We start from the raw sequence: 22,016 nt of genomic DNA on the forward strand, positions 1-22,016 counted from the left end.
GCCGTCATCAAGCCGGGTGCGGCCGATCCGAAGCTGCACGTGCATACCGGCCGCGCGGTGGTGTTCAAGGACTACAACGATATGGCGACGCGCATTGATGACGACGCGCTCGATATCGACGAGACGTGCGTGATCGTGCTGCAGCATGCAGGTCCGGTGGGCGCGCCGGGTATGCCGGAGTGGGGCCAGTTGCCGATTCCGAAGAAGTTGCTGCAACAGGGTGTGCGCGACATGCTGCGCATCTCGGACGCGCGCATGAGCGGCACGAGCTACGGCGCGTGTGTGCTGCACGTGGCGCCGGAGTCGTTTATCGGCGGACCGTTCGCGCTGGTGCAGGACGGCGACATGATCGAACTCGACGTACCGCAACGCAAGCTCAATGTGCTGGTGTCGGACGAAGAACTGGCACGCCGCAAGGCCGCGTGGGTCGAACCCGCGCCGCGCTTTACGCGCGGCTACGGCGCGATGCATCAGGTGCACGTGATGCAGGCCAACAAGGGTTGCGACTTCGACTTTCTGCAGCGCGACGGCGCGGCTGAAGCGGGCAGCGAGCCGGAGATTCACTGAGCGTTTCGCTCGGGGCTGCGGGACGTTTTTGTCGCGTCCCGCGGGCGTTGAATGCCAGGCGCCCACCGCCTGACATTCAACGCATCAATCAATACGCCCTGCTACGCCTCAATACGTCAAGACCCAACCCGATACACCCGCCCCGTCTGCGCCCCTTCGACGCTGCGTAGATATCCCTGCGCAGCGCGCTGCGCCGTCACCGGTTCGAAGCCGCGGAAATACGGCGCGTAGCTTCCCATCGATTCGGTCAGCACAGTCGGGCTCACCAGGTTGATGCGAATACCGCGTGGCAGTTCGATGGCCGCGCCGCACACAAAACCTTCCAGCGCCAGATTGACAGTGGTCGCGTTCGCGCCTTCGCGGATCGGCTCCTCGGCAAGGATGCCACTTGTCAGCGTGAACGAGCCACCGTCGTTCACATACTGCTGTGCAGCGAGCACCACGTTGATCTGTCCCATCAGCTTGTCGCGCAAGCCGACCCAGAACTGTTCGATCGTCATCTCCGGCAGCGGGCCGAAATGCACCTTGCCGGTGGTGGTGACGACGCCATCCACCTTGCCGATTTCGCGGAACAGTTTTTCGACGCTCGCCGGGTCCGTGCTGTCGACGCGATATTGGCCACGCGTCGCGCCCACTTCGATCACTTCATGACGTGCTTTCAATTCGGCGCTCACTGCCTGGCCGAGTGTGCCGGTAGCGCCAATCACGACGATCTTTTTCATCTTCCACCCCTGAATGTTAAATGTGGGTTCGATTGTCGGCGGGATACGGGACGGGAATAAGAGGGCGCGGCTTGCAGGTGCTTAAACCTGCAGTTTCGAATCGGGTTTCGATGCGCCGCCGCGCAGCTCGCACCGATATTCAAACAGCGCGCGCTGCGCGGATTCGCTCAGACTCGGGCGGAACAGGAAGGAAGTAAACACCGCGCTGCATAAGCCTCTTTGGCTTATGCAGCGCGATTTCATTTCCCATTTGCTACTTCCTGCGCTGCAGTTCGATTACACGCGTGGGCCGCATATGGTTCAGCGCAAAGTGAATACGTCCGCGATCCTGATAGCTCCCCACTGGCCGCTGCTCGTCGAACTGATGATCTTCATCGTAGGCGGATTGCGGCCCGACCATGCCCTTGTCGATAACCGTATAGCCCGGCTCTAACGCGAGCAGTAGGCGATTGCCGCCAACGCGGCTGTCGAAGCCGCCAAGACCGTCGCCTGCTTCCGGCACGCTGTTGACCAGCGTGGCGTTGCTCGTGGTGACTTCGTCCGGCCCAATTGGACTATGGCCCGCGAGACGCGCGGCTTCGAGATTCTTGCCGTCGGTGTCGACAGTGCTGTCGTGGGTGCGGTCGTTGTGCAACTCTGCGCTGCTCGGACCACCGGTGCCAGGCTTGCGGGAAGTGTCTGTGACATTGCTGTTCATTATGCTTTCTCCTTGAAGACAACATAGGTGAGTGCAGCAAAACTTGTTCCGGGTCTTCCCCAGGTGCGCTGCATGGCTTCCGGTTCGCGCCTGCGCGCATATGACATTCTTTTGATTTTTTTTTGACCAGAGCGTATTTTCTACAGAGTATGATCTTACTCCGACGAGTCAGCGCGGTTATTAATTTGGCGGTTTCTACCGAGCCGTTCCAGCGTGACCAGAGAGAGACGGCGCTGCTTGAGCCAACTATATGAGGCAATCAGGGGCGGGTGACACATGCACTTCGATGCTGCATTTACACATCGCGGCTACTTGCTGAATTGCGAGCCGGCGCGCGCAGGAGATGGAACTTGGCAACCTTACGTGGTGATCTCCCGTTCGAGCGACGGCGAACTCGTCGCCAACCGTTTTTTTCCTACCGACTTCCGCTTTGCCGATGAAGCCGCCGCAATCGCGCATGCGCGAGACTGGGCGGTGCGCTGGATCGACGCCAGCAGCGTCACCATATGACGCTGCTGGCCTGGATGCAGCGCCGCACGAGCGGCGGCAAAACGCGGTAATCTCTGGGGACAATTCACTCTGAACCGTGCTCGCCGCACGGGCGCCGTCCTCACCATGTCAAACCGTCCTTCCCATAACTGGGGCCTCGAGCAGATCGTCGCAGACCTGCGCGAGTCGCGCGAGCAGTTGCACCGCACCCGCCACCCGCTCGGCATTCGCGACCTGCCCTCGCGCGAAGCAGTGGGCAGTATCGTCACGGGCCTGCGCGCCGCGCTCTTTCCGACCCACTATGGTGCGCCCGACCTGACTGACGAGACCGTCGACTACTACGTCGGACATACGCTCGAAAGCACGTTGCGGCTACTCGCCGAACAGATTCGCCGCGCCTTGCGATTCCTGCCGCAATATGCCGAGACGCCGGAGATCGAACTGGGTGAACGCGCATTTGAGGTGGCGCGCGAATTCGGCACGCAGTTGCCCGGTATCCGCGCGCTGCTGGTCAGCGACATTCAGGCCGCATTCACGGGCGACCCCGCTGCGCAACACATCACCGAGATCCTGCTCTGTTATCCGGGCGTCTGGGCGATGACGCATCACCGTCTCGCGCACGCACTGCACCGGCTCGGTGTGCCGTTGCTGGCACGCTTTATCAACGAGATCGCACATTCGGCCACAGGCATCGACATCCACCCTGGCGCGCAAATCGGGCCGAGTTTTTTCATTGACCATGGCACGGGTGTGGTGATTGGCGAGACCGCTGTCATCGGCGAGCGCGTGCGGGTGTATCAGGCGGTGACGCTCGGAGCGAAGAGCTTTGCAGCGGATGTCGACGGCACGCTCGTCAAGGGTAATGCCCGCCATCCGGTCGTCGAAGATGACGTAGTCATCTATGCCGGCGCGACGATTCTCGGCCGCGTGACGATTGGGCGAGGCTCGGTGATCGGCGGGAATGTGTGGTTGACCCATAGCGTGCCGCCGGGCAGCAGCGTTTCGCAGGGCAAGATCCGCGAAGGCGATCGCAAGGACGACGGGGGGCGTTGATGCTGACGCTCCCGCTCGCCCGGTGGAGTTCGCCGTGACTGCCGGTCGCGTTCATATGCCCCGCTGCGCGATCGCCGGCGTGGAGGCGACGGTCGCTGAAACCGCACATGCATTTCCACGACACTCACACGACCGCTTCGGCGTTGGAGTGATCGTGCGCGGCGGACACCGCTCGGCCAGCGGACGCGGTGTGGTCGAAGCGCGCATGAACGACGCGATCATGGTCAACCCTGGGGAAGTCCACGACGGTAGTCCGCTGGACGAGCGTGGTCGCGCATGGCGCATGCTTTACTTCGAGCCGACATTTCTGCGCGATGTGGCGCGCGAACTGGTAGCACAGGGGCCAGGTGGCGAGCCGCGTCAGATGATTGAATTGACGCAGCCGGTCGTTCACGATCCGGTATTGAAAGCGTTGTTCGAGCGGCTGTTCATGGCGTCCGTCACGCTAGCTGGCCCCGGTGATGCATTGGCGCGCGAAACGGCGCTGCTGCAGATGCTCGGGCATCTGGGGCGGCGCCACACTGCATTGACGTGCGCTTCGCCGCGTGGGGTGGCGGGTCCGATCACACGTGCCAAGGCACGCATCGACGATGATCCCGCAGCCCAGCTTACGCTCGCGGAGCTGGCCGCCGAGGCGGCCATGAGCCGCTTCCAGTTGCTGCGCAGCTTCGCGCAAGCGTTGGGGTTGCCGCCGCATGCGTATCGTATGCAGCGGCGTGTCGTACTGGCTCGTCAGTTGATTGCACGTGGCACTGCGCTTGCCGAGACGGCGGTCGCCGCAGGATTTGCCGACCAGAGTCATATGACGCGCGCATTCGTGCGTTTGCTCGGCGTGACGCCGGCCAATTACGCCACGGCGATCCGCTAAGGGTCCACTAACGGTCCGTTACGCGTCCCGGTTGGGCCGCGTGGCCCGTTTGTGTTCGCAGCGTCCTCTCCTTTTTTTGCATACGGCGGCTGTACGCGGCGAACTGACTGCGCGCGTTAAACGCAGCGCGCTGCAATTTCGTTCAAGACCGCGTGCTGCGCGCCTTCTAAGCTGGCCGCTCATTCAATCATGCACGGCGGCGGAATGAATTCGCGTTATGTGGGCTATCTGTTTTGCGGTCTGGCGATGATCGGCGTCGGCAGCACGGTCGTGGTCAGCAAGACGATCGCGGCCGGGTTGCCGCCGTTTTCGGCCACGGCGTTGCGCTTTGCGATTGCCTTTCCCGTGTTCCTGCTGGTGATGCGCGTGCGCGGTGTGCATTGGCCGCGCCTCGTATGGCGTGACGTGCTGCTTCTGATCGCGCAGGCGGGGGCGGGCAGCGTCGGCTACACAGTGTTTCTCATCAGCGGCATGAAGCTCGCTTCGGCAGCGGATGCCGGAGTGATTGCGGGCACCTTGCCGGCCGTGTCGGCACTCGTGGCGATGCTGGCGCTCGGCGAGCGGCCAGCTCCTTCGCTGATCGGAGCCATTGTCCTGGCGACATCAGGCGTGCTGGTGTGCACCATGCGCCCGGGGGACCTGGGTGCCTCACATGCAGCGAGTTCGTTAGTGGGTAATGCGCTGGTGTTTGCCGCGATTGTCTGCGAAGCGTTATTCATTCTGCTTAACCGCAAACTGCGCACGCCGGTGGCGGCGCTGCCGCTGTCGGCATTGATGAGCGGGATAGGCTTTGCGGTGGCAATCGTGCCGGCGTGTTTTGAGCACGCATGGCGCCTGTCGTTCGATGCAGCCGCGCTCGCTGGCGTCGTCTATTACGCATGGGTGCCGACGGTCGGCGGGTTCGTGCTGTGGTACGCGGGGGCCGCCCGGATCAGCGGCGCGGAAGCAGGCCTCATGACGGCGCTCGTGCCTATCAGCGCAGTGGTAATGGCGGCGGCATTTCTACACGAGCTGGTGACGGGCGCGCAGCTTGCCGGGGTGGTGTGTGTGCTCGGCGCGGTCCTGCTCGCGACGGTGGTGCACCTGAGGCGTGCACCGCGTCGCCCGGCGTGACGTGGCGTACATGGCGTACATGGCGTACGCGGTGTATGTGGTCGCGGCTTTGATCGCGGACTGGACCGCAGATCCCACGTCGGGACTTTGCGAGTACCTGCGTGTGCGCCTAGGTATTCGACACTGCCACGATGCCGGGATGACCGACAATGGACAGAAACTCCCGGCGCGTCGATGGATCCGTGCGGAACGTGCCGAGCATGCGCGAAGTGACCATCGTGACCCCGGCCTTGTGCACGCCGCGTGTCGACATGCATTGATGCGCTGCTTCGAGAATCACGCCCACGCCCTCGGGTTGCAGCACTTCGTTGAGCGTATCGGCGATCTGCACGGTCATCTTCTCCTGGATCTGCAGACGCTTGGCGAACGCATCGACGAGCCGCGCCAGTTTGGAAATGCCCACTACGCGACGACCCGGCAGATAAGCTACATGTGCGCGGCCGATGATCGGAACCATGTGATGCTCGCAATAGCTTTCGAAGCGGATGTCTTTCAGCACGATCATCTCGTCGTAGCCATCCACCTCGGAGAAGGTGCGGGCGAGCAGTTCGCGCGGATCGACCGAATAGCCTGCGAAGAATTCTTCATAGGAGCGCACCACGCGCGCCGGCGTATCGAGCAGTCCTTCACGTTGCGGATCGTCGCCGGCCCAGCGCAGCAGCACGCGTACGGCGTCTTCCGCCTCTTCACGCGTCGGGCGGCCAAGGGCTTCGCTTTGTTTGGTCTTCTTTGCCTTGCTCTTGCTGGTCATCCTTCACTCCTGTGAGGTCGCACATCTATCAGGTCCGACCGGTACCGGCCATTGTTCCATGTTTTGCGATGCGGTGTGTAGGGCTGCTGCTGTATAGCCATGAGCGCAGGCCCTCGGCAATGCAATGAGCGAGCTATTTCGGCCACTCGTCCATGGCGTCGTTAAAGAGTTCGGCGACGACACTACGCAGCCAGCTCGCACGCGGATCGTTATGAAACTTGCGATGCCAGTGCTGCTTCAAATCGAAGCGCGGCAGTTCGAGCGGCGGCTCGACGAGCATGATGGACGCATGTTCCGAGACGTACGCAAAGCCGATTGCGTGCGGCACCGTGGCAATCAGGTCGGTGCGCGCGAGGATGAACGGCAAGCTCATGAAATGCGAAGTTTCGAGCACCGCACGGCGCCGGATGCGTTTTTTCTCGAGGAATTGCTCGAGGACCTCCTGACTGCGTCCTTCGGCACGCACGACCGCATGTCCGCAACCGATGAACTGCGACAGCGTCAACGGTTCGCGCGCGAGCGGATGATCGCTGCGCATCAGACAAATGAAGCGATGCGTGAAGAGGCGCTGCTGAAAGAAGTTGTTCCCAGAGAGGTCCGGGAAGTAGCCGACCGCCAGATCTACGTCGCCCGATTCAAGACCGCGCTCGATTTGCGAAGGCGGCAGTGAGACTGAGCGGAGATTCGCACGTGGTGCGCGCTCGGCGAACATTTGCAGCAGACGCGGCAGAAAGACGATTTCTCCGACGTCGGAGAGGGCGATCGAAAATGTGTGCGTGGTAGTGGACGGCTCGAACTCCTGAGCGTCCAGCATGCCTTGCTCGATGCGCAGCAGCGCTTCGCGTGCCGCCGGAATCAGCGCGAGTGCGCGCGGCGTCGGTTCCATGCCACGCGAAGTGCGCACGAACAGCTGATCGCCGAAGTACTCGCGCAGCTTCCCAAGGGCCGTGCTCACGCGCGGTTGGCTGACGCCCAGACGGTCTGCGGCGCGGCTTACGTTGCGAGTTTCTTCCATGGCAACGAGGTACGGGATCAGGTTGAGATCGAGTTCGGGCATGCCGGCGGCGCAAGGGAGTATCGGTTTAACGCATACACCTTACTCCTTGAATCGCGTTGGCGGATATTGGGGAAAGCGCCGAAGGGGCCGCTCGCCACTCGCCCAGCGCGCTCTTTACCTCTTCTACGACAGGATCCCACTCTCCCAACTGACGTTGCCGGAACAGGCGCATTGACGGATACCACGGGCTGTCTGTTCTGCCGGTCAGCCAGCGCCAGTCCGCGCAGGCAGGTATCAGCGTCCACACGGGCAACCCGGCGGCTCCGGCAAGGTGGGCAACGGACGTGTCTACCGTAATGAGCAGATCGAGCGTCTGGAGTATCGCGAGCGTATCGGTGAAGTCTTCGATTGCGGGGCCTAACGTGTGCACGTCGAAGTCATTGGCGAGATATTCGCTCTGACGCTCGCACTCGCCTTTCTGCAAGGAATACCAGCTCACTTGCGGAAGTGTAAAAAGAGGCTTTAGCACCTCGAGCTGGATAGACCGGTAACGGTCGAGAGCGTGAGTCGGGTTGCCTGCCCACACCAGGGCGACGCTTTTGCCTCCTTCGTGCATTCTTCGCGATGAAAGGGCATCAATGTAGCCCTGCCAATAGCGAACCTTGTCTGGCGCTGCCGCGATATAGGGCATCGCAACGGGGAGCATCGGCAAGGTGAGTTTCATGCGCTCCGGAATCCTTAGCATATGGTTCCAGTAGTCGTAAGGTCCGGGAGGTACGGTGGTCCATACGGTTCGCACGTTCACCATGCTAGCCGCCAGCCTTGCTATTGGCCCGCTTACCAGTACGTCAACGGTTGCCCCTTGCTGATGCAACCATTCGGCAAACCGGATGAACTGGATTTCATCGCCACGCCCTTGCTCGCCAACCAGCAGGAACAGACGTCCCGCAATGGATTCGCCCTGCCATTCAGGAAACGTTGGACGGACCAGTTCTTTGTCCTGGCCGGGAATTTTGTAAAACCATCTGTACCGCTTCCAGCCCTCTTCGAACTCGCCAAGTCCAAGCTGCACGCCTGCCAGTTGAAATTGCATATACGGGTTGTCCGGCATAAGTCGCGCAGCTTCCATGCTGTGCGGCCGGCTTGGGGCGAGTTTGCCATGCATGCCAAGTGCGCGCGCTGCGTTGTGATGCAGCAGGGGATGGTGCGGACTGATGGCGAGCCCCTGCATGGCAACGTCGAATGCTTCGCTGAAACGATCGTGGACGTTCAATACGAACGACAGCGATTTGAGCGCCTCGGCATCGCAGGCAAAGCGGGTTCGGATTTGCACGATCGCCTCGTGAAGCTGGCCGGTACGGTTCGCCTTTGCCAGTGCCGCAATCAGATCAAGACCGTCCTGCAGGCTGGACGCGTCGAGCGCCCACGTACGCAGCCAGTAGTCGGCAGCGTCATCGACGTTGCCGATTTGCGCACTGATTCGGGCCAGGGCGCGAATGGCGTGATGTAAATCCGGCTCGATTTCAAGCGACTTTTTGTAGTGGACGATTGCCTCACTGAAGCGGCCAGACAGTCGCAGGCAGTCGGCGAGGTTCCTGTGAAGGCTGGCGGTGCTGCCGGCCAAGGCGATCGCACGGCGATAGAACGCGTCGGCGCAAACAGGATCTCCCTGCCGCGCCGCGAGCAAACCAGCGTGCTCCCACAGATCGGCGCGGTCAGGAGCGACTTGCAGCGCCTGTTCAAGATAGTCGCGCGCCTGGTTCATGTCGTTCGCATGCACGCAGGCGAGCCCCATCAGGTGCAGCGCATGCACATGGCGTGGGCTGGCGGTGAGCACTTTGCGGTAACCGTTCATCGCCTCGGCAAAACGCCGCGCGTCAAAATCGGCGTCAGCGAGCACGACAAGCGCGCCCACGTCCAGGGTTGCGTCAGCGTCATTGGCGGGCGAGTGGTTGAGCATCGACGTTAGGCTTTGGGGTGTGGGTAGGCTGTTGTCCGTGAATCGAACCGGAACTACGCCCCGCGTCCGTAACTAGCACACAGGGGGCGCAGTTCGGGCGTGCCTTGCTTACTGCGAATAAGTGGCGAGGAGAGAGACGTCACTCAGCTTGTTACTGGCGCTGACGATGGCGTAGTACGTTCCCGGTGCCGGATTGGAGAGCGTACACGTGGCGGCCCCACCTCTCACCATTACGGACTCGCAGTCCGGGTGCAGCGGGGAGGGCGTGCCCGCCTTGATATCAAGGATTGCGGTCTGGCTGGACGTCGCCGGCGAGAGGGTAAATGTCAGGCTCTTGACCCCCGTAGGAACAACGAGATCGTAATTCTGCATCTCGCCGTTTTTCGCCGAAATCGTCAACGGTGTACCCGCACTCAGGTCCGTGAGGATCGGGGGAAGGACTCGAAATGGGCGCGTCAGCTTGCTCACGGCCCCGGTGCTATCCGTCACGCTGAAGGTAATTTCGTAGGTGCCGGGATACTCATAGTTCGTCCACGCAGTGACAGATTGCGTGCGGACCATATCAGGGCCGCCGGTGCCGAAATTCCAGGCCCACGAAGTGATGGGCGCACCCCTGGCGGTAGAGCGATCCACGCAAGTGACTTGCATGATCGCCGTACTTTCTGAGCACGTGAAATCCGCGGCGGCCGGAATCTTTCCGGACCCGGCGGCGATGACAGTCGCGTTGGCATCCAGAATGCCCGTCCCGAGAGGTTGGTCCGGTGGACCGTCGGGAAACGGTTGCACATTCTGCGTGAGCAGGGTCCGCATTTCCGCAGGGCTTAGCGCCTTGGGGGCCACAGACTGGGCTAACGCGATCACTCCGCTTACCATCGGCGCGGCCATCGACGTGCCGTCCATGTAGCCATAACCTTCCGTACCGGGGGCAGCCGTTCCGTTGTTGTAGGTCGACCAGATCGAGTCTCCGGGCGCAGCAAGATCGACTGCCGCCCCATAGTTGGAGTCCACCCATCGCCAGCCAGGGCGGTTGGTGGCGCCCACATTGACGACGTTACGGCAATTGGCCGGCTCGAAATTCGTTGCACTAACGGCATTGTTGCCTGCGGCTGCCACGACTACAGCGCCCTGGGCGGTGGCGTAGTCGATGGCATTCTGAAAGGCCGTTTCGCAGGAACCGAGGCCGCCGAGGCTGACGTTGATCACCTTGGCAGGGTTGGCATTGTTCGGGACGCCTGGAACGCTGCCGCCGGCGGCCCACGTGATGCCGTCGGCGATATCGGACGTATAGCCTCTTGCGCACGCATTCAATACGCGAACCGGGACCACCTTGGCAGCCGGCGCGACTCCCGCTATGCCGATATGGTTGTTGGTCTGCGCGGCCATGATCCCCGCGACGTGCGTGCCGTGCCAGACGACTGAACATGTCTCGTTGATGATGCCCGGGTTCGTGCCGTTGCCACCACGATTATTAGAGGTGAAATCGTACCCGGGCAGGATGTTGGCATTGAGGTCGCTATGGCTGGTTACGCCGTTATCGATCATGGCGATCACGGCACCGGAGCCATTGGCGATATCCCAGGCGGCCTCAGCCCGTATTCCCGCCGTGGTGGTGCCGGGCTTCTGGTTCGAGGTCAGCCCCCACTGATTGCCGTACTCAGGGTCATTTGGAGCCATTGTTCCCGACATTTCCGTATCGGGCTCCACGTATTCAACGTTCGGGTCCGACGCGATGGCCCGCATGAAAGCCCGGGCTTCCTCGGCATTGAGCTTGCGCCCTGTTGTCACGACATCTGCCCCGATACCCATGCGCCGCAAATGGCGCGCCTTCGACGGGAACGCACTTGCGAGGCGATCAAGTTTTGCCTGGACCGCCGTCGTGGACCCGCCTTCCGAGGTGCCTGTCTTGTACTTGACGATGAAACGGTCCGTGGAGGTATCCGGCGTAAGGCTGGTCGGATTCATTTTCAACGACATCGCCATTGAAACGGTGCTGGAACTAGCGGCGCTGGCTGCTGCTGCGACTAAAGCCGTACTCTGTGCAGTTGGCACCGATTGGGTGGTCGAATCGCTTTCGCCGTGTCCGCCACACGCTGTTAACGCTAGCGCGAGGCAGAAACAGGTTATGCCGGCAAGCGCGCGGGGAAAGCGCTTTTTCGACTTTGCAAGGTCAGCTCTATTCATGGGCTCGCGCAAACCGGCTCGCGCTTTGTCCCGCTTCTGTGTTCGCAAGATTTTTCGTCTCTCTGATGAATTGTCGGGCTGATCCAATTCAGCCCATTAAGTTAAGATTCCTGAATAAATGAGATAAGGATCGCATGTCGCCAATCACGCCCTCAGCGGTCAAGAGTTCAAAACTGTGTCGGCGTTAAAAATAGCCTGATTAAGATATTGAATATCCTGATCAGGTTAAGCAAGTGGGAATTTCTTTTCTTTCGTCAGAATCTTTACCGGGTGGGTGGGATAAAGGCGGATCATGGATAGCCCCGCCTTGACAAGCGCAAGCAGCAGCTTTCATAATGCGCCAGTGCGTTCGCTAAACGAATCAGTGTTCGTATAACGAACAAATTGCGTGTTGATCGAATCCGGTCGGCGCGCCATGACCAGGGCGTGGAGACCGTCCCGCAAGTCGTTCCGCGTGGTTCGCCAGAGCAGGCGTGCCGTGATGGTGCGAGCGGCAAGGTACGGCGCGTCCCCAAGGGAATTCGACATGATCAACAAGATTTTCGAGTCACTTCAGTCGGCGGTCGCCGATGTGCACGACGGCGCGACCGTCATGATCGGCGGCTTCGGCACGGCTGGCATGCCGTCCGAGCTGATCGACGCGCTGATCGAGCAAGGCGCGCGCGAGCTCACCATCGTCAACAACAATGCTGGCAACGGCGACATCGGCCTAGCCGCGTTGCTGAAGGCCAGGCGCGTGCGCAAGATCATCTGCTCGTTCCCGCGCCAGACTGATTCCTATGTGTTCGACGCGCTCTACCGCGCCGGTGAGATCGAACTCGAACTGGTGCCGCAGGGCAACCTCGCCGAGCGTATTCGCGCGGCAGGTGCGGGCATTGGTGGCTTCTTCACCCCGACTGCCTACGGCACGAAACTCGCCGAGGGCAAGGAAACGCGCCTGATCGACGGCAAGCATTACGTGCTCGAGTCACCGCTGCATGCAGATTTCGCGCTTATCAAAGCCTTCAAGGGCGACCGCTGGGGCAATCTGGTGTATCGCAAGACGGCGCGTAACTTTGGCCCGATCATGGCGAGCGCGGCGAAAACCGCGGTCGTGCAGGTGTCGAAAGTGGTGCCGCTTGGCGAACTCGATCCGGAAGTGATCGTCACCCCCGGCATTTTCGTGCAACGCGTGATCGAAGTGCCGCAAGCCACGCATGAAGCCGAGCTTGCATCAGCATCCGCGACCGCCGCCTGAGGAGACCCGACATGAAAAAACTGACCCGCGATGAAATGGCGAAGCGCGTCGCTCAGGACATCCCTGAAGGCGCGTATGTGAACCTCGGTATCGGCGTGCCGACGCTGGTGGCCAACCACCTCGCTGCGGACAAGGAAATCTTCCTGCACAGCGAAAACGGCCTGCTCGGCATGGGCCCGGCACCGGCACCCGGCAAGGAAGACGACGAACTGATCAACGCCGGCAAGCAGCACGTCACATTGCTGACGGGCGGCGCGTACTTCCACCATTCGGACTCGTTCGCGATGATGCGCGGCGGCCACCTGGACTTCTGCGTGCTCGGCGCATTCCAGGTATCGGCCACGGGCGACCTCGCGAACTGGCACACCGGCGCGCCGGATGCGATTCCGGCAGTCGGCGGCGCGATGGATCTGGCCATCGGCGCCAAGCAGGTGTACGTGATGATGGAGCACCTGACCAAGCAGGGCGAAAGCAAGATCGCCGCGGAGTGCACGTACCCGGTCACGGGTGTGGCCTGCGTGGATCGCATTTACACCGATCTGGCGATGATCGACGTCACCGCTGACGGCCTCGTAGTACGCGAGATTTTCTCGGACATCGATTTCGACGCGCTGCACAAACTGACCGGCGTGCCTCTGATCGACGGCACCCAGGCGGCACGCGCTGCGTGACCTCGGCGCGGCGTTGACGACAATGGTGTAACTTGTCTGGCGTGTCTATTATTTTAGATGACCGCGTACGCTCCGCTTGCCCGTAGTTTCGGACGCGCGGACGATACCCCTTTATCCGTTTTCCCACTCCACCATGCTCGAAGCCAGCGCCCGTCTGACCGGTCTCATCTGCGGCACGCAGCCAATGAACGATGCCTGGTCGCCGCGCGCCACGCTGCAAAGAATGCTCGATGTCGAGGCGGCGCTCGCGCGGGCCTCGGCGCAGCACAAGGTCATTCCGCAATCGGCGGTGGCAGCTATCGAAGCGGCTTGCCAGGCCGATCAACTGGATGCCGACGCGCTCGCACGCGACGCGGCGCTCGGCGGCAATCTCGCCATTGGGGTCGTCAAGCAACTGACTGCACGCGTGAAGGCGGCGAACGCGGAGGCGTCGAAATACGTCCACTGGGGCGCGACGAGCCAGGACATCATCGATACCGCGACCGTCCTGCAACTGCGCGACACCTTCGATCTTCTCGGCCCTCATCTGGAATCCACCTGCGCCGCGCTCGCTGTGCTTGCCCGCAACCATCGCGCGACGCCGATGATCGGCCGGACCTGGTTGCAGCAGGCGCTGCCGATTACGCTGGGTCTGAAATTCGCGCAGTGGCTCGATGCGTTACTGCGCCATCAAGAACGGCTCGAAGCGTTGCGCCCGCGCGTGCTGGTACTGCAATTCGGCGGCGCGGCCGGCACGCTTGCGAGCCTGCGCGACGCGGCGCCCGAGGTGACTAGAGCGCTTGGCAAAGAGCTGGACCTAAGCGTGCCCGCGGTGCCGTGGCACACGCAGCGCGACCGCATCGCCGAAACGGCTTCATGGTTCGGCATGTTGATCGGCACGCTTGGCAAGATTGCCCGCGACGTCTCGCTGCAGATGCAAACCGAACTCGGCGAACTGGCCGAACCGGCCGCGGCGGGCAAGGGCGGTTCATCGACGATGCCGCATAAGCGCAATCCGGTCGGCTGCGCGGCTGTGCTGACCGCCTCGACGCGCGCGCCGGGGCTCGTCGCTACCGTGCTCGCGGGCATGGTGCAGGAGCACGAGCGCGCCCTCGGCGGCTGGCAGGCCGAGTGGGACGCACTGCCCGATCTCGCGCGGCTCTCGGGTGGAGCGCTTGCCAACATAGAACAGATCGTGAGCGGTCTCGACGTCAACGTCGAGCGGCTCGCGGCCAATCTCGACGTCACGCATGGCCTGATCCTCGGCGAATCGGTGATGCTTGCGCTGGGCGACCGCATTGGCCGGCTCGATGCGCATCATCTGGTGGAGCGGGCTTCGAAAACGGCGGTGCAGTCGGGGCAGACGCTCTTCGACGTACTCGCTGCCGATACCGCTGTCACCGGACATCTTCCGGTCGAGCAACTGCAACACCTGCTCGATCCGGCTCAATACGTCGGCCAGGCACACGCCTATGTAGACGCTGTGCTGGCTCTTCATAGCGAGCGCGCAGGCCGCGCACCTTCCCAGGAGTAACGGAATGCCCTACGCCGCAGTCAACGGCATCGAGCTTCACTATCGGATCGACGGCGACCGGCACGGCCACGCGCCGTGGATCGTGCTGTCGAATTCGCTTGGCAGCGATATGTCGATGTGGGCGCCGCAAGTTGCGGCGCTATCGAAGACGTTCCGCGTGCTGCGCTACGACACGCGCGGCCATGGTCATTCGGAAGCGCCAAAGGGGCCGTATTCGATCGACCAGTTGACAGGCGACGTGATCGGCCTGATGGATACGCTGAAGATCGCCAAGGCGAATTTTTGTGGCCTGTCGATGGGTGGCCTGACCGGCGTCGGCCTCGCGGCCCGTCATGCGAACCGCTTCGAACGCGTCGTGCTGTGCAATACGGCAGCGCGCATCGGCTCGCCGGAGGTATGGGTGCCGCGCGCCGAAAGGGCGCGCAAGGAAGGGATGCTGACGCTTTCCGAAGCAGTCTTGCCGCGCTGGTTCACCGCCGAGTTCATCGCACGCGAACCGCTGATCTTCTCCGTGATCCGCGATGTTTTCATCCACACGGACAAGGAAGGCTATGCCAGCAATTGCGAAGCGATCGATGCCACCGACCTGCGTCCCGAAGCGCCCGGCATCAAGCTGCCTGTACTGGTGATTTCCGGCACGCATGATCTGGCCGCGACGCCCGCGCAAGGCACGGAGCTTGCTGCGGCGATTCCTGGCGCGCGCTATGTCGAGCTGGACTCCTCGCATATTTCCAACATCGAGCAGGCGGACGCCTTTACGAGGACCATCCTCGACTTCCTCACGGAGCAACAATGAACGACGACGAACGTTACGAAGCTGGAATGAACGTGCGCCGCGCCGTGCTGGGCGACGCGCACGTAGAGCGGTCTTTGGCCAACCGCACCGAACTCACCGAAGAATTCCAGAACTTCATCACGCGTTACGCATGGGGCGAGATCTGGACGCGCGAAGGTTTGCCGCGTCATAGCCGCAGCCTCGTGACGATCGCGCTGATGGTTGCGCTCAATCGCAGCGAAGAACTTGCGTTGCATCTGCGGGCGGCGAAGAACAACGGCGTGACCCGCGACGAGATCAAGGAAGTGCTGCTGCAGACCGCGATCTATTGCGGCGTGCCCGCGGCTAACTCGGCGTTCCATCTGGCCGACAAGCTGTTCCGCGAGGACGACGCGGCAAAGGCGTAAGCGCTTAAGCATTTACGCCCGGGCGTATCGGGTGGCGAGCGTGAGTTCGCCCTCGATAGCAGCGTGGAGCCCGCGGGACGTTGCCCGCCAACCCTTATGCCGATGCTGTTTCGCTCTCCGTGCCGGCCACCTCGCTCGGCACTTCTGCCAACACCGCTCGCAGTACCGTCTCCTTGATGACCTCGCGCCAATGCGCGAGTGCCGGCTTGTCCATGAGCGATTCGCCCAGAAACGCGCTAAGCGTGTACTGATTGGCGTTATAAAAATACCCTAACGACGCGATCATGATGTACACATCGCGCGCCGCGATGCTGCGACGAAACACACCTTTAGCCTTGCCTGCATCCAGCACTTTCTGGACCACGGAAATGGCATAGCCGGAAATCTCACGCAGCTTGGACGATTTCTTTGAGTGCTTGCCCTGATGCAGATTCTCGCTGGACAGCAGCGTGACGAACTCTGGGTGATCGAGGTAGTACTGCCAGACAAATTCGACCATCTGTTGCAGGCCATGCACAGGATTGTCTAAATCCAGATCGAGCCGGCTTTCGGCTTCGTTGAACTGCGAATAGATCGTCTCGAGCACTTCGACGAACAGTTGCTCCTTGCTGCCGAAGTAGTAGTAAATCATCCGGTCGTGCGAGCGCGCCGCTTTTGAAATGCTTTCGACCCGGCCGCTTGCATAGCCTTGCTTCGCGAATACCTTGATGGCTGCTTTCAGGATCTTTGCGCGCGTATCCTGGGCCTGTTTCGCGCGGATGCCGGTAGCGCCCGTCTTGCGGGCGGCAGTTGGACTCATGGGCGGCCTCGGTTCTCTCTGGTGATGGTTCTGATGCATCTACTCACAAAACTAGGCACAAATTGAACACAATGCAGCGGGCCGGCAGCTTGCACCGCCGGCCCGCTGTCATCATACCGCCCGAATGCAAACGGGCAAGCAGGTCATTAATCGAACACCGGCGACTCTACACCTAGCACCTTGTGCAGTTTAGTGCTGGTCGTTGTGTACTGCATATGAATTTTCTTGTCCGGGAAAATATAGGGCGCCGCGCCGAATGCCGCCAGCGCGGCCTCATGGAATCCCGAGAGAATCAGCTTCTTTTTGCCAGGATAGGTATTGATATCGCCAACCGCGAAGATGCCCGGCACATTGGTTTCGAACTTCTCGGTATTGACACCTACCTGTTTGCGTTCGATATCCAGCCCCCACTGGGCGATCGGCCCAAGCTGCGGGGAAAGTCCGAAGAACACTAGCAGATGATCGAGTTCGAGCGTGCGCGTGACGCCGTCGCCGCCCGTCACCTTGATGCGATGGAGCGCTTCATGATTGTCTTCGAAGCCGTTCACCTGTCCGATGAGACATTGCATGCGCAGATCGTCGCAGAGCGCACGCATTTTTGCCACCGAGGCGGGCGCCGCACGGAAGTCGTCGCGCCGGTGCACGAGGATCACGCTTTGCGCGATGTCCACGAGATTGAGGGCCCAGTCCAGCGCGGAATCGCCGCCACCGCAGATCACAATGTCCTTGTCGCGGAACAGTTCGGGATCGCGCACACGGTAAAACAGTTGCCGCCCGTGGTATTTGTCAATGCCTGCGACTTTCAGCGTACGTGGCTGAAACGAGCCCACCCCTGCTGCAATAAAGATGGTCTTTGTAACGAACTCGGTGCCTTTGCTGGTGCGCACGAAAAACCGCCGGTCTTCCAGACGCTCGACGATCTGCACTTCCTGCCCGAGGTGAAACGTTGCGCCGAACGGTTCGATCTGCTTCAACAGATTGTCGGCGAGCTCCTGACCGGTGCAGATGGGCACCGCGGGAATGTCGTAAATCGGTTTATCCGGATACAGCTCGACGCACTGGCCGCCCACTACCGGCAGCGAATCGATGACATGTGCCTTGATTTCAAGCAGTCCCAGTTCGAACACCTGAAAGAGGCCGACCGGCCCTGCACCGACGATCAATGCGTCGGTTTCGATGGGCGATGGCGGTTCGGCATGGGTGTCCTGCGTATCGTGAGAGGCGGGGTGGTCAACAACTTCGTTCATGGGTTTCTCCTGCGGTCGGTTGAGGGAAAAACAACGGGGGAACGAGGAGCCGGATACGCATGCCGCGAAGGCTGCGGTGCGGCGAAATCAGGGTGCCGAAAGGCGGCGACATGGAACGCATGGGACGCGGCATGGCATGCCTCAGCGTTCGAGCCGATGCAGTTTGTCCGTCACGTCTTTCCACGCATCGGCGTCGGGCAGTGGGTCTTCACGCTTGCTGAGCACCGGGAACACGCCGGTCAACTCGGCGTTCAGCGCCGTGAAAGACTGTTGGTCTGCAGGCAGGTCTTCTTCGGCGTAAATTGCATTGACGGGGCACTCGGCTACGCAGACCGCGCAGTCGATGCATTCGTCCGGATCGATCACCAGCATGTTCGGTCCGGCGTGGAAGCAGTCCACTGGGCAGACGTCCACGCAGTCGGTATAGCGGCAACGGATGCAGGCTTCTGTCACGACATGAGTCACGGCGAAACTCCTTCTGCACAGGGCTGCGGCGCAGGCAATGGCGCGCCGCAACATGACTAACGACCAGGGAAAAGACGTTGCGCAGTCTATTTTGATCGAGTAGATTTCTATCAGGTTTGATGTAGTGCATACTACACGAACGGTTAGTGACCGCAACATTTTTCAAAATTCATGCCGGTGCGGGTCACGCGAATATGCCTTGAAACAAGGACTATTTCGTCAACCGGGCAGGGCCGATTGTAATGTCGTCGTATGGGAACCCCAACATGACCGAACATACGAAGGTCGATTTCGGTGCAGACCGCGTGGATGGCGAAACCGCCTCCACGCCCGGTCCGACCGTGCTCGAAAAAGCGGCGCCCCGCAGCGAGCGGATGGCGGGCAACAAGATCGAATGCAATGCGTGCCCCGTGCTGTGCCAGATCTCCGAAGGCCGCACCGGAGCGTGCGACCGCTATGCAAACGCAGACGGGCGGCTGATCCGCGTCGATCCGGTGGTGTTCATTACGCCAACGCTTGCGTCCGGTAAGCCCACCGACGAGGCGGAGATGATCGAATTTGGTGCATCCTCGGGGGCGAACGGCGTTGCACCCGCGGCACAGGCGCAGGCTCAGGATCAAGCGCTGTTCGTAACCGGCGTAGGTGCGTCGTCGACCTATCCCGACTACAAGCCGGCGCCCTTCATCGTTTCCTCAAAGCTCGCCGACGTCGACATGGTGACGGTCGTCACCGAGGGCATCTTCAGCTCCTGCAGTTTCAAGGTAAAGATCGATACCGACCGTTTTCTCGGCCCGGAGCAATCGAATGTGCGTTGCCAGGGCGAGATCGTCGGCCACGTCACCACGGCCGAATACGGCTCGCAGATGCTAAGCCTTGGCGGCGTCCACCATCTGACCGGCGGCAGCAAGAAAGAGGGCCGCGTGACCTGCGAGATGATGCTCGAACTTGGTAACAAGCAGCCGGTGGAGCTGACCATCGACGGCGGCGCGAGTCTCGTGATTCGCGCTGGCGCGGCGCCAATCGTGGATGGCGTCGAGGAGCAGCGCATGCGCGTGGGTTGCGGCTCGGCCACTATCGGCATATTTGCCAAGCAGTGGTTTGGGCATGTCGATGAAGTGGTGGTGGTCGACGATCACATTACCGGCGTGCTGACCGAGCATCAGGCGGGACGATGCCTCGGCATGACGCGTTCAGGTCTGAAGATTCGCGGCCGCAAATCGACACCCGGCCGTTATTTCCAGGTGGCGAACCCCGGCACGGGATGGGGCGGCACGGATATCTCGGACCCGCTTGCCATCGTTGAGGGCTTTGATCCCGCTGTGGCACGGTCGGGTATGCGTTTGCTGATGGTGTCGACAACGGGCGAACATGCTCAGTGGTACGAACTGGATGCGGAGTTGGTGCCGCGAGTGATGGAGATGCCCGAAGCGGTTCGACGGACCGTGGAGCGTATTGGCGAAAACTGCGAGCCATCGCTGGCTACCGTACTTTTCCTGGGTGGCGCGGGTGGCAGTCTGCGCGCCGGCGCTACTGAAAATCCCGTCTTGCTGACCCGCGCGATCAAACAGCGGCTAGTGAATGTGACCTGCGGCGGGGCGCCTGCGTACGTATGGCCTGGTGGTGGCATCACTGTTATGGTGGACGTGGCGCGCATGCCGGACCGCTCGTTCGGCACCGTGCCTACGCCCGCGATCGTGGCGCCGATCGAATTCACCATGAGCTATGACGTGTACCGCGATCTCGGCGGCCACCTCGATGCCGTGCGTTCGCTGGAAAGCGTGCTCGCTTATGGACCCGATCATGTCGAAGGAGCGCCGCTTGGGCGCCGCACCCTGGTGCGTCACCCCGATAACCCATGGCCGCTCGGCACACCGCCGATGCTCGGATGACGCCCATGACCGCAACTCGCGCGCCCCTCGACGCCACGCGTTGGCACCTGCATCACGGCCCGATCGATCTGATCATCGGCGCCGATGGTGACGCCGCAGCGTTGCGGGCCGCGCACGAAGCGTGCTGGCAGCGCTTCACGACAATCCTCGACGAACTGGTGGCCGAGTTGCCGAGGTTGCGCCAGCCCGTGCCGCAGGATGCGTCGAACGGGCCGTGTGAAGGCGAGGTCGCGCGCCGCATGTGGGACGCCTGTTATCCGCACCGGGCCCGCTATATCACGCCGATGGCTGCGGTCGCAGGCAGCGTCGCGGATGAACTGATCGGGGCGTTCGCGCGGCCTGGCGTATCGCGGGCGTTCATCAACAATGGCGGCGATATTGCGTTGTATCTTGGCGAGGGCCAACATTACCGGATCGGCGTATTCACCGATCTGGCTGAATTTGAAGGCGCGAGCCTGGCCAATGGTCCCAATGCGGCCTTGAATGAAGGCCTCAAGCTCGACGCTAACCTGACGCTCGACGCCGCGTCGCCGGTGCGCGGCATTGCGACGAGCGGCTGGCGTGGCCGCAGTTTCAGCCTCGGCATCGCAGACAGCGTTACCGTGCTCGCCCGCAGCGCCGCCGCCGCTGACGCCGCCGCAACGATGATCGCCAACGCGGTCGATCTGAAGCACGCGGATATCGTGCGCCAACCGGCCTCGTCGCTGAAAGACGATAGCGACCTCGGCGACTTGCTGGTGACCGTGGACGTGCCGCCGTTGCCGCAACCGCTGGTCGATTTCGCGCTCGCGTGCGGCGCTCAGGAAGCGAGCCGTCTGCACGAGCAAGGTTTGATCGAAGGCGCCGCGCTGTTTTTGCAGCGGCGTGTGCGTGTCGTCGGCATGACCGGTTTGCGTGCGCCGCTGCCTGCTGGCAGCGGCTTGCGCGTGACCCATAACACCCAATATCCAACGGAGGCTCCGTGTTCGAAATCCGCCGCGTGCTGACGCACGTCGAAGACATTTTTCACGAGTTCGGGCCGCCGCCTGCGCAGCCGTTGCGCAAGGGCGCGATAGCCGCGGTGATGACCAATCCGTTTGCAGGTCGCTATGAGGCGAAGATCGAGCACGCGATGGAAGCGCTCAAGCCAATCGGCATCGATCTTGCCCAGCGTCTGCTCGCCGCAATGGCGGTCCCGCATGCGGCGATCGAGAGCTACGGCAAGGGAGCTATTGTCGGCGCGGCGGGCGAACTGGAACACGGTGCGCTATGGCACGTGCCGGGTGGCTACGCCATGCGTGAGCTGCTGGAGAAGAACGGCGTGCCGACCAATGCGATCGTGTCGTCTACCAAGAAGGTCGGCGCACCTTCCACGGCACTCGATGTACCGATGACTCATGTGAACGCGAGCTACGTGCGCAGTCACTTCGATGCGATCGAAGTTCGCGTGCCTGGCGCGCCGGCGGCGGACGAGGTGGTTTATATCCTCGTCATGAGCACCGGACAGCGCGTGCATGCACGGGTCGGCGGTCTGGCGAAAGAGGCGATTGTCGGTAAGGACGGCCTGCGCTAGGCCGCCGCGACGTAACGTAACCTCGGATACGGTCAATGCAGGGTCAAGGCAAACTGGGCTCAC

The 22,016-nt window shown here is 61.7% G+C and carries 22 protein-coding genes; 13 read left to right on the forward strand and 9 right to left on the reverse strand.

Annotation, left to right across the window (positions count from 1 at the left end; translation table 11 throughout):
- Positions 1–567: dihydroxy-acid dehydratase (locus M0954_RS15105; protein WP_297354067.1), on the forward strand; the 567-nt coding region annotated here is incomplete at its 5' end.
- A gap of 116 nt (positions 568–683) precedes the next feature.
- On the opposite strand, the gene M0954_RS15110 is transcribed toward M0954_RS15105, so the two are convergent.
- Both M0954_RS15110 and M0954_RS15115 read right to left on the reverse strand, forming a co-directional pair.
- Positions 684–1,289, reverse strand: a complete 606-nt coding sequence (locus M0954_RS15110) for a short chain dehydrogenase (RefSeq protein ID WP_297354069.1) — start codon at positions 1,287–1,289, stop codon at positions 684–686.
- A 253-nt stretch (positions 1,290–1,542) separates the two neighbouring features.
- Positions 1,543–1,986: a DUF3005 domain-containing protein gene (locus tag M0954_RS15115; protein WP_133894098.1), complete on the reverse strand. Its 444-nt coding sequence runs from the start codon at positions 1,984–1,986 to the stop codon at positions 1,543–1,545.
- 276 nt (positions 1,987–2,262) lie between these two features.
- Between M0954_RS15115 and M0954_RS15120 the strand changes: the two genes are divergently transcribed.
- The 4 genes from M0954_RS15120 to M0954_RS15135 all read left to right on the forward strand — a co-directional run bounded on the left by M0954_RS15120 (position 2,263) and on the right by M0954_RS15135 (position 5,509).
- Positions 2,263–2,496 carry a hypothetical protein gene (locus M0954_RS15120; RefSeq protein ID WP_122156806.1) on the forward strand — a complete coding sequence of 78 codons (234 nt, stop codon included), beginning with the start codon at positions 2,263–2,265 and terminating at the stop codon, positions 2,494–2,496.
- Positions 2,497–2,601: 105 nt separating this feature from the next.
- On the forward strand, positions 2,602–3,528 hold the full coding sequence (gene epsC / locus M0954_RS15125) for a serine O-acetyltransferase EpsC (protein ID WP_122156805.1): 927 nt from the start codon (positions 2,602–2,604) through the stop codon (positions 3,526–3,528).
- Positions 3,529–3,583: 55 nt separating this feature from the next.
- Positions 3,584–4,396 (forward strand): AraC family transcriptional regulator, encoded by an 813-nt coding sequence (locus M0954_RS15130; protein WP_297354093.1) that lies wholly within the window; start codon positions 3,584–3,586, stop codon positions 4,394–4,396.
- A 204-nt stretch (positions 4,397–4,600) separates the two neighbouring features.
- Positions 4,601–5,509 (forward strand): DMT family transporter, encoded by a 909-nt coding sequence (locus tag M0954_RS15135; protein ID WP_297354071.1) that lies wholly within the window; start codon positions 4,601–4,603, stop codon positions 5,507–5,509.
- A gap of 109 nt (positions 5,510–5,618) precedes the next feature.
- On the opposite strand, the gene folE is transcribed toward M0954_RS15135, so the two are convergent.
- The 4 genes from folE to M0954_RS15155 form a co-directional block, all read right to left on the reverse strand.
- A complete protein-coding gene (gene folE / locus M0954_RS15140) occupies positions 5,619–6,260 on the reverse strand; it encodes a GTP cyclohydrolase I FolE (protein WP_122156802.1) in 642 nt (213 codons plus the stop codon).
- A gap of 133 nt (positions 6,261–6,393) precedes the next feature.
- The gene (locus M0954_RS15145; protein WP_122156801.1) at positions 6,394–7,317 is read right to left on the reverse strand and encodes a LysR family transcriptional regulator; all 924 of its coding nucleotides are present in this window, start codon (positions 7,315–7,317) and stop codon (positions 6,394–6,396) included.
- A gap of 25 nt (positions 7,318–7,342) precedes the next feature.
- Positions 7,343–9,157, reverse strand: coding sequence for a tetratricopeptide repeat-containing glycosyltransferase family protein (locus tag M0954_RS15150; protein WP_297354073.1), 1,815 nt, complete (start codon positions 9,155–9,157; stop codon positions 7,343–7,345).
- Positions 9,158–9,325: 168 nt separating this feature from the next.
- Positions 9,326–11,197: a S8 family serine peptidase gene (locus tag M0954_RS15155; protein ID WP_166660886.1), complete on the reverse strand. Its 1,872-nt coding sequence runs from the start codon at positions 11,195–11,197 to the stop codon at positions 9,326–9,328.
- Positions 11,198–11,924: 727 nt separating this feature from the next.
- Here M0954_RS15155 and M0954_RS15160 point away from each other — a divergent pair.
- The 5 genes from M0954_RS15160 to pcaC all read left to right on the forward strand — a co-directional run bounded on the left by M0954_RS15160 (position 11,925) and on the right by pcaC (position 16,001).
- The gene (locus M0954_RS15160; protein ID WP_122156797.1) at positions 11,925–12,635 is read left to right on the forward strand and encodes a 3-oxoacid CoA-transferase subunit A; all 711 of its coding nucleotides are present in this window, start codon (positions 11,925–11,927) and stop codon (positions 12,633–12,635) included.
- An 11-nt stretch (positions 12,636–12,646) separates the two neighbouring features.
- Positions 12,647–13,306: a 3-oxoacid CoA-transferase subunit B gene (locus M0954_RS15165; protein ID WP_122156796.1), complete on the forward strand. Its 660-nt coding sequence runs from the start codon at positions 12,647–12,649 to the stop codon at positions 13,304–13,306.
- A gap of 133 nt (positions 13,307–13,439) precedes the next feature.
- A complete protein-coding gene (locus tag M0954_RS15170; protein WP_297354076.1) occupies positions 13,440–14,819 on the forward strand; it encodes a 3-carboxy-cis,cis-muconate cycloisomerase in 1,380 nt (459 codons plus the stop codon).
- Between the two features lie 4 nt (positions 14,820–14,823).
- Positions 14,824–15,615: a 3-oxoadipate enol-lactonase gene (pcaD, locus tag M0954_RS15175; RefSeq protein ID WP_122156794.1), complete on the forward strand. Its 792-nt coding sequence runs from the start codon at positions 14,824–14,826 to the stop codon at positions 15,613–15,615.
- Positions 15,612–16,001, forward strand: coding sequence for a 4-carboxymuconolactone decarboxylase (gene pcaC / locus M0954_RS15180; RefSeq protein WP_122156793.1), 390 nt, complete (start codon positions 15,612–15,614; stop codon positions 15,999–16,001). Before pcaD ends, pcaC begins: the two co-directional genes overlap by 4 nt.
- 94 nt (positions 16,002–16,095) lie before the next feature.
- On the opposite strand, the gene M0954_RS15185 is transcribed toward pcaC, so the two are convergent.
- The 3 genes from M0954_RS15185 to fdxA form a co-directional block, all read right to left on the reverse strand.
- Entirely contained in the window at positions 16,096–16,800 is a 705-nt protein-coding gene (locus M0954_RS15185; RefSeq protein ID WP_123386343.1) for a TetR family transcriptional regulator, read from the reverse strand.
- 146 nt (positions 16,801–16,946) lie between these two features.
- Complete coding sequence (locus tag M0954_RS15190; protein WP_122156791.1) at positions 16,947–18,047, reverse strand: NAD(P)/FAD-dependent oxidoreductase; 1,101 nt, start codon at positions 18,045–18,047, stop codon at positions 16,947–16,949.
- A 141-nt stretch (positions 18,048–18,188) separates the two neighbouring features.
- Positions 18,189–18,512 carry a ferredoxin FdxA gene (gene fdxA / locus M0954_RS15195; RefSeq protein ID WP_297354079.1) on the reverse strand — a complete coding sequence of 108 codons (324 nt, stop codon included), beginning with the start codon at positions 18,510–18,512 and terminating at the stop codon, positions 18,189–18,191.
- A 266-nt stretch (positions 18,513–18,778) separates the two neighbouring features.
- Here fdxA and M0954_RS15200 point away from each other — a divergent pair, with 266 nt between their 5' ends.
- Genes M0954_RS15200 through M0954_RS15210 form a run of 3 tightly spaced genes read left to right on the forward strand, consistent with a single transcriptional unit; the run spans position 18,779 to position 21,953 of the window.
- On the forward strand, positions 18,779–20,401 hold the full coding sequence (locus tag M0954_RS15200) for a 6-hydroxynicotinate reductase (protein WP_297354081.1): 1,623 nt from the start codon (positions 18,779–18,781) through the stop codon (positions 20,399–20,401).
- Positions 20,402–20,406: 5 nt separating this feature from the next.
- On the forward strand, positions 20,407–21,387 hold the full coding sequence (locus tag M0954_RS15205) for a UPF0280 family protein (protein ID WP_122156788.1): 981 nt from the start codon (positions 20,407–20,409) through the stop codon (positions 21,385–21,387).
- Positions 21,363–21,953, forward strand: a complete 591-nt coding sequence (locus M0954_RS15210) for an amino acid synthesis family protein (protein WP_133894105.1) — start codon at positions 21,363–21,365, stop codon at positions 21,951–21,953. The genes M0954_RS15205 and M0954_RS15210 overlap by 25 nt, the downstream gene beginning before the upstream one ends.
- Positions 21,954–22,016 lie beyond the last annotated feature (63 nt).

The organism is Paraburkholderia sp., assembly GCF_026225065.1.
Classification (GTDB): Bacteria; Pseudomonadota; Gammaproteobacteria; order Burkholderiales; family Burkholderiaceae; genus Paraburkholderia.

Bases quoted from the DNA above. Each gene is read 5' to 3' on its own strand.
- M0954_RS15185 (WP_123386343.1), bottom strand. From the start codon at position 16,800: ATGAGTCCAACTGCCGCCCGCAAGACGGGCGCTACCGGCATCCGCGCG.
- M0954_RS15130 (WP_297354093.1), top strand. From the start codon at position 3,584: ATGCCCCGCTGCGCGATCGCCGGCGTGGAGGCGACGGTCGCTGAAACC.
- M0954_RS15165 (WP_122156796.1), top strand. From the start codon at position 12,647: ATGAAAAAACTGACCCGCGATGAAATGGCGAAGCGCGTCGCTCAGGAC.
- M0954_RS15135 (WP_297354071.1), top strand. From the start codon at position 4,601: ATGAATTCGCGTTATGTGGGCTATCTGTTTTGCGGTCTGGCGATGATC.
- pcaC (WP_122156793.1), top strand. From the start codon at position 15,612: ATGAACGACGACGAACGTTACGAAGCTGGAATGAACGTGCGCCGCGCC.
- M0954_RS15155 (WP_166660886.1), bottom strand. From the start codon at position 11,197: ATGGCGATGTCGTTGAAAATGAATCCGACCAGCCTTACGCCGGATACC.
- M0954_RS15170 (WP_297354076.1), top strand. From the start codon at position 13,440: ATGCTCGAAGCCAGCGCCCGTCTGACCGGTCTCATCTGCGGCACGCAG.
- M0954_RS15110 (WP_297354069.1), bottom strand. From the start codon at position 1,289: ATGAAAAAGATCGTCGTGATTGGCGCTACCGGCACACTCGGCCAGGCA.
- M0954_RS15190 (WP_122156791.1), bottom strand. From the start codon at position 18,047: ATGAACGAAGTTGTTGACCACCCCGCCTCTCACGATACGCAGGACACC.
- M0954_RS15160 (WP_122156797.1), top strand. From the start codon at position 11,925: ATGATCAACAAGATTTTCGAGTCACTTCAGTCGGCGGTCGCCGATGTG.
- M0954_RS15115 (WP_133894098.1), bottom strand. From the start codon at position 1,986: ATGAACAGCAATGTCACAGACACTTCCCGCAAGCCTGGCACCGGTGGT.
- M0954_RS15120 (WP_122156806.1), top strand. From the start codon at position 2,263: ATGCACTTCGATGCTGCATTTACACATCGCGGCTACTTGCTGAATTGC.
- M0954_RS15200 (WP_297354081.1), top strand. From the start codon at position 18,779: ATGACCGAACATACGAAGGTCGATTTCGGTGCAGACCGCGTGGATGGC.
- folE (WP_122156802.1), bottom strand. From the start codon at position 6,260: ATGACCAGCAAGAGCAAGGCAAAGAAGACCAAACAAAGCGAAGCCCTT.
- epsC (WP_122156805.1), top strand. From the start codon at position 2,602: ATGTCAAACCGTCCTTCCCATAACTGGGGCCTCGAGCAGATCGTCGCA.
- M0954_RS15145 (WP_122156801.1), bottom strand. From the start codon at position 7,317: ATGCCCGAACTCGATCTCAACCTGATCCCGTACCTCGTTGCCATGGAA.
- pcaD (WP_122156794.1), top strand. From the start codon at position 14,824: ATGCCCTACGCCGCAGTCAACGGCATCGAGCTTCACTATCGGATCGAC.
- M0954_RS15205 (WP_122156788.1), top strand. From the start codon at position 20,407: ATGACCGCAACTCGCGCGCCCCTCGACGCCACGCGTTGGCACCTGCAT.